The organism is Methylobacterium sp. CCH5-D2 (assembly GCF_001556475.1).
GTDB lineage: Bacteria > Pseudomonadota > Alphaproteobacteria > Rhizobiales > Beijerinckiaceae > Methylobacterium > Methylobacterium hispanicum.
Genome location: NZ_LSIX01000526.1, coordinates 1 through 4,276, shown reverse-complemented (window position 1 = coordinate 4,276; position 4,276 = coordinate 1). Strand labels below are relative to the sequence as shown.

Annotated in this window: 7 protein-coding genes; 3 read left to right on the top strand and 4 right to left on the bottom strand. The window is 75.7% G+C overall.

All coding sequences use genetic code 11. The annotated features are described in order from the left end of the window. From AX737_RS13420 to AX737_RS13410, 3 genes are all read right to left on the bottom strand, one after another. The coding region (locus AX737_RS13420) for a glutamate--tRNA ligase family protein (RefSeq protein WP_245293437.1) at window positions 1-574 on the bottom strand (574 nt) is incomplete at its 3' end. Continuing rightward, complete coding sequence (locus tag AX737_RS13415; RefSeq protein WP_066922081.1) at window positions 571-831, bottom strand: hypothetical protein; 261 nt, start codon at window positions 829-831, stop codon at window positions 571-573. The genes AX737_RS13420 and AX737_RS13415, both read right to left, overlap by 4 nt. 80 nt (window positions 832-911) lie before the next feature. Further along, window positions 912-1,808: a LysR family transcriptional regulator gene (locus AX737_RS13410; protein WP_066922079.1), complete on the bottom strand. Its 897-nt coding sequence runs from the start codon at window positions 1,806-1,808 to the stop codon at window positions 912-914. Window positions 1,809-1,923: 115 nt separating this feature from the next. Here AX737_RS13410 and AX737_RS13405 point away from each other — a divergent pair, with 115 nt between their 5' ends. The 3 genes from AX737_RS13405 to AX737_RS13395 all read left to right on the top strand — a co-directional run bounded on the left by AX737_RS13405 (window position 1,924) and on the right by AX737_RS13395 (window position 3,702). Beyond that, complete coding sequence (locus AX737_RS13405) at window positions 1,924-2,370, top strand: DMT family transporter (protein ID WP_066922078.1); 447 nt, start codon at window positions 1,924-1,926, stop codon at window positions 2,368-2,370. A gap of 374 nt (window positions 2,371-2,744) precedes the next feature. Then, a complete protein-coding gene (locus AX737_RS13400) occupies window positions 2,745-3,437 on the top strand; it encodes a recombinase family protein (RefSeq protein WP_066922077.1) in 693 nt (230 codons plus the stop codon). A 70-nt stretch (window positions 3,438-3,507) separates the two neighbouring features. Further along, window positions 3,508-3,702, top strand: a complete 195-nt coding sequence (locus AX737_RS13395; RefSeq protein WP_156453696.1) for a hypothetical protein — start codon at window positions 3,508-3,510, stop codon at window positions 3,700-3,702. Window positions 3,703-3,864: 162 nt separating this feature from the next. On the opposite strand, the gene AX737_RS13390 is transcribed toward AX737_RS13395, so the two are convergent. Beyond that, window positions 3,865-4,276, bottom strand: a 412-nt coding sequence (locus AX737_RS13390; RefSeq protein WP_156453695.1) for a response regulator, incomplete at its 5' end; no start/stop codon positions are given.

The following is a 4,276-nucleotide window of genomic DNA, read 5'->3' as shown; positions in this document are numbered from 1 at the left end:
TCACCGCGTCGCCCCAGCGCGCCGGGTCGGCGCCGACCCGGCGCTCCGCGCTGCCGGGGTCGAAGGCCGCGTAGCCGTGGGGGCCGGGGGCACGGCGCAGCGCCCGGCCCATGTCGATGCGCCAGGTATGGGCCGCGCCCGCGGCGACGCGCGCCCGGGCCGCCGCCGGATCGAGGCCGCGGCAGGTGCCCGGATAGAGCGGGGCGCCGTCGGGATCGCGCGGCGCGTCGGCCCGGGCCGCCGCCCGCTCGCGGATCTCGCCGCGCGAGCAGAAGCACGGGTAGAGGAGGCCGGCCGCCGCGAGCCCGTCGCGCGCTGCGGCGTAGTCCGCCATGTGCTCGGATTGCCGGCGGACCGGGCCGGACCAGGGCACGCCGAGCCAGGCCAGATCCGCGACGATCGCCGCAGCCAGCTCGGGCCGCGAGCGCACGGGGTCGATGTCCTCGATCCGGAGCGAGAGGCGGCCGCCGAGCTGCCGGGCGATCGCGGCGTTGAGCAGCGCCGAGTAGGCGTGGCCGCGGTGCAGGCGCCCGTTCGGGCTCGGCGCGAAGCGAAGATGGGCCGGCGCGCTCACCCCTCGCGGCGCTGGCAGCGCATCGCGCCGGGCGTGCAGGCGATGCCGGGCAGCGAGCAGGCCGGGCCGTCGGCCAAGCGCTGGCAGACCCGGCAGCCGTCACCCCATTCGAGGCAGGTCGCGTCGTCGGCGGGCGAGACCGAGGGCTCCGGCCGGGCGGCCGGCAGCAGGGCCCCGAGCAGCACCGTCGCCACGGTGAGCCCGACGATGCCCCAGGCCGCGAGCGCGCCACGGTCGCGGCCCGAATCCGGCTGCATGGTCTGTGCGGTCGACTGTGCCATGCGGTCCTGTTCGCCGGGCGCCACGCTCCTGTCAACGCGCGTCGTGCGGGGCGTCGTCACGCCCGCGTGCCGGGCGCGTCCCGCTCGGCCTCCAGCAGGGCGACAAGGCGCTCGGCGAGCCGCTCCGGCGGTCGTCCCGCGGGGCGCAGCAGCATCGTGACGATGGAGAGGGCCGGGCCGAACGGGCGCAGCACGACCGGCAACCCGCCGAGCGCCCGGGCCGCCAGAGGATCGACCACGGCGAGGCCGAGCCCCTCGGCCACGAGACCGCAGCGCGCCAGCGTGTACTGGGCCGTGTGGACGAAGCGCGGCGCGAGGCCCGCCCGCGCGAACCGCTCCTCGACCGCCTGCTGGAAGGCGCCGGCCGCCCCCGCGATCAGGGGCTCGCCCGCAAGGTCCTGCACGGTAATCGTCCGCCGGCCGGCGAGCGTGTGCCGCCGCGGCAGGACGCAGACCGCATCGACGGCCAGGAAGGGCTCGGCGGTCACGCCGGCGATGCCCGCGCGGGGCCGGGCAAGGCCGAGATCGCACCGGCCGGAGGCGACCCAGGACCAGATCGTGTCCGGGCTCGGGACGTGGACCGCGACGCGGGCGCCGGGACTCTCCGCACAGAGGCGCCGGACGGCGCGCGGCAGCAGGCCTCCGGCGAGCGCGGGCTGGCAGGCGACGCGCAGCGGCCCGGTGCCGGTCTCGCGGATCTGCCGCGCGGCGTCCCGGAGATGGTCGAGCCCGGCCCAGCTCCGCTCCACCTCGCGGGCGAAGGCCTCGCCCTCCCGGGTCGGCAGCGCGCTGCCGTGCCCGCGCAGGAAGAGCGGGAAGCCGAGATCAGCCTCGAGCTGGGCGACCGCGCGGCTCACATGGGGCTGGCCGATCCCGAGCGCGGCCGCGGCCCGGCTCATCCCGCCGTAGCGCAGGACCGCGCGGAAGAGGTCGATATGGGCCGGGTTCATCATGCCCGATCTGCATGGAAACACGGAGATCGGGCATTTGACGGCATGGCCGCGCGGTGGTTGTCAAGGACCCTCGCGGCGCCCCCCGGACGGCGCCCAACCGGACGACCAGGCCCCGATGCCCGCACTCCTGCTCTCCTACGCCCTCGCCGTCGCGGCCGGCGTCAGCATCGTGGTTCAGCAGGCGCTGAACACGAACCTGCGCGTCGCCCTCGACTCCGTCGCCTGGGCCGGCGTCGTCAGCTACGCGGTCGGCCTCGCCTGCATGGGGCTGTTCGCCCTCGCGCTCGGGGATCCGGCTCCCGCGGCGAGCCTCGCGGCGCGCCTGCCCTGGTGGGCCTGGAGCGGCGGCCTGTTCGGCGCGCTCTTCATCGGGCTGGCGGTCCTGCTCGTGCCGCAGATCGGAGCGGCGACCTTCATCGCGCTCCTCGTCGCCGGACAGATGCTCGCCTCGCTCGCCTTCGATCATTTCGGCTGGATGGGCCTCGCCCGGCAGCCGATCGACCCGACGCGCCTCGTCGGCGCGGCCCTGCTCGTCGGCGGCGTGATCCTGATCCGCCGCTGACTGCGCTGCGGCCCGTGCCGGCCGCGCGGAGAGCCGTCGGAGCATCCCGACGGCGGCCCTTCGTCGGCCGGCAGCCACCGTCGCTTCGGGGTGGAAAGCGGTTGCTCCGCGGCTGGGCGCCGTCGAGCGCATCCGGGACGCAGACCGGGACGCAGACCGGGACGCAGACCAAGCCGGAAACGTCGGGAGCAGCGGCGCGGAGTCTCGACGTCCCGCCACATCGAGGGGCGCCCGGACGGCGTCCCAATAGGAATGTTGCTTCATATTGAGCGTCCCGCAATTGTCGTAGAGTACGAAAATTGCGGGCTTGGCGCGTAGGCCATGCCCGGCACGTGGCCGTGAGCCCGGTCGATCCGCACTGTGATGCAGCAGGTATGCTTCAGCTGAACTTCGTCTCCTACCTCTCCGTCGAGGCCAGCGAGCAGACGAGTCCCAGGGCCGCGCTGGCCGCCCAGCGCGCGGCCGTCGCCGCCCATCTGTCGGAATGCGGCGGCCACCTGATCGCGGAGATGCGCGAGATCCGCCGCGGGGATGCCCCCGGCCCGAGCGCGGTGCTGGACGATGCCCTTGCCCTGTGCCGGCAGCACGGCGCCGTGCTGCTCGTGGCCGGGCTGGTCCGGCTGGCGCGGGATCAAGCCTTCCTCACGACCCTGCGCCGCGACCTCGCGCGCCTCGGCGTGCGCCTTGCCGTGACCAGCATGCCCGAGGCGAACGAGGGCACGATCGGGATCCTGGCGGCCCTCGCCGCCCATGCGGCGCCCGTCGCGGACAAGGACCGCGCCGCGCGCAGGCGGGACTTCCTCGTTCGCCTCGGCGAGCGGCAGCGCCGGGCAGGCGAGAAACCGGGCGACCGACGCGTCCTGCCGGCTCCGATCTGCAAACCTCGGACGATGGAGCGTGCCCTGAGCGTCGCCCCGGTCCTGGCGGAGATCCGCGCCGCGGGAGCCGCCACGTTCGAACAGGTGGCGCACGCCTTGAACGAGCTGGGCGTGCCGAGCGCGCGCGGCGATCGCTGGTATCCGGCGCAGGTGCGCCGGGTGGAGAAACGGATCGCCTCCGTTGCCTGAGGAGGTGCCCTGGTTCGGCGGGCTGAGCCCGCTCCGCCCACCTTCCTGACGGATCCGGGTGCAGCGCACGATGCGGGAGATCTCTCACAACACGGATCACGGCCTCTTCACCCTGACGGTCTCGGCGGCCTTTCGCCCGACCGGATGGTACATGTGGCTGATCTGTCGGGACGGCCGTCCCTTCCAGCGTGGCGAGCGCTCTTTCCGCACGGAGCAGAGGGCGCGGATGGATGGCATCGCCGCGATGGAGCGTCTGCTGCGGTGACCCGGGCCGATCCCGGCGGCCGGGGCCGCCCGGCCGCGGGACCCGCAGCGGTGCCCGAGGCGCGGTCGGACGGGATTCCTGCGGCCGGAAGCGGCCCCGCGCCGGTCGGGCCGATCGGGCCCCGGATCGCCCGATCCAACCCGCGGCGGAGGGCCCCGCCGCCTACGCCGCCCGCTCGAGGAGCGCCGGCAGCGCCCTGAGGTTCAGGGGCTTGGCCAGGAAGCCGTCGAAACCCGCCGCGAGCGCCGCCCGCTCGTCCTCCCGGCCGACATTGGCGGTGAGCGCGACGAGGTGCAGGCGCCCGCCCGAGCGCGCGCCCGAGGCGGCCTCGGCCGCGCGGATGCGCCGGGCGGTCTCGTGGCCGTCGAGGCCGGGCATGCGCACGTCGATGAGGGCGAGATCGAAGGGCCCCGCATCGTCGAGCCGGGCGAGCGCCTCCAGCCCGTCGGCGGCGTGCACCACCTCGGCGCCGAGCCGTTCGAGCGCGCGCGTGGCGAGCAGCGCGTTGATCGGGTTGTCCTCGGCGAGAAGCACCCGGCGGGCGGGGGCCGCCCGGGCCGCGGCGGGGCCCGCC

Coding starts and splice junctions, on each gene's coding strand:
- AX737_RS13415 (WP_066922081.1), bottom strand. CDS start 831: ATGCAGCCGGATTCGGGCCGCGACCGTGGCGCGCTCGCGGCCTGGGGC.
- AX737_RS13410 (WP_066922079.1), bottom strand. CDS start 1,808: ATGATGAACCCGGCCCATATCGACCTCTTCCGCGCGGTCCTGCGCTAC.
- AX737_RS13405 (WP_066922078.1), top strand. CDS start 1,924: ATGCCCGCACTCCTGCTCTCCTACGCCCTCGCCGTCGCGGCCGGCGTC.
- AX737_RS13400 (WP_066922077.1), top strand. CDS start 2,745: ATGCTTCAGCTGAACTTCGTCTCCTACCTCTCCGTCGAGGCCAGCGAG.
- AX737_RS13395 (WP_156453696.1), top strand. CDS start 3,508: ATGCGGGAGATCTCTCACAACACGGATCACGGCCTCTTCACCCTGACG.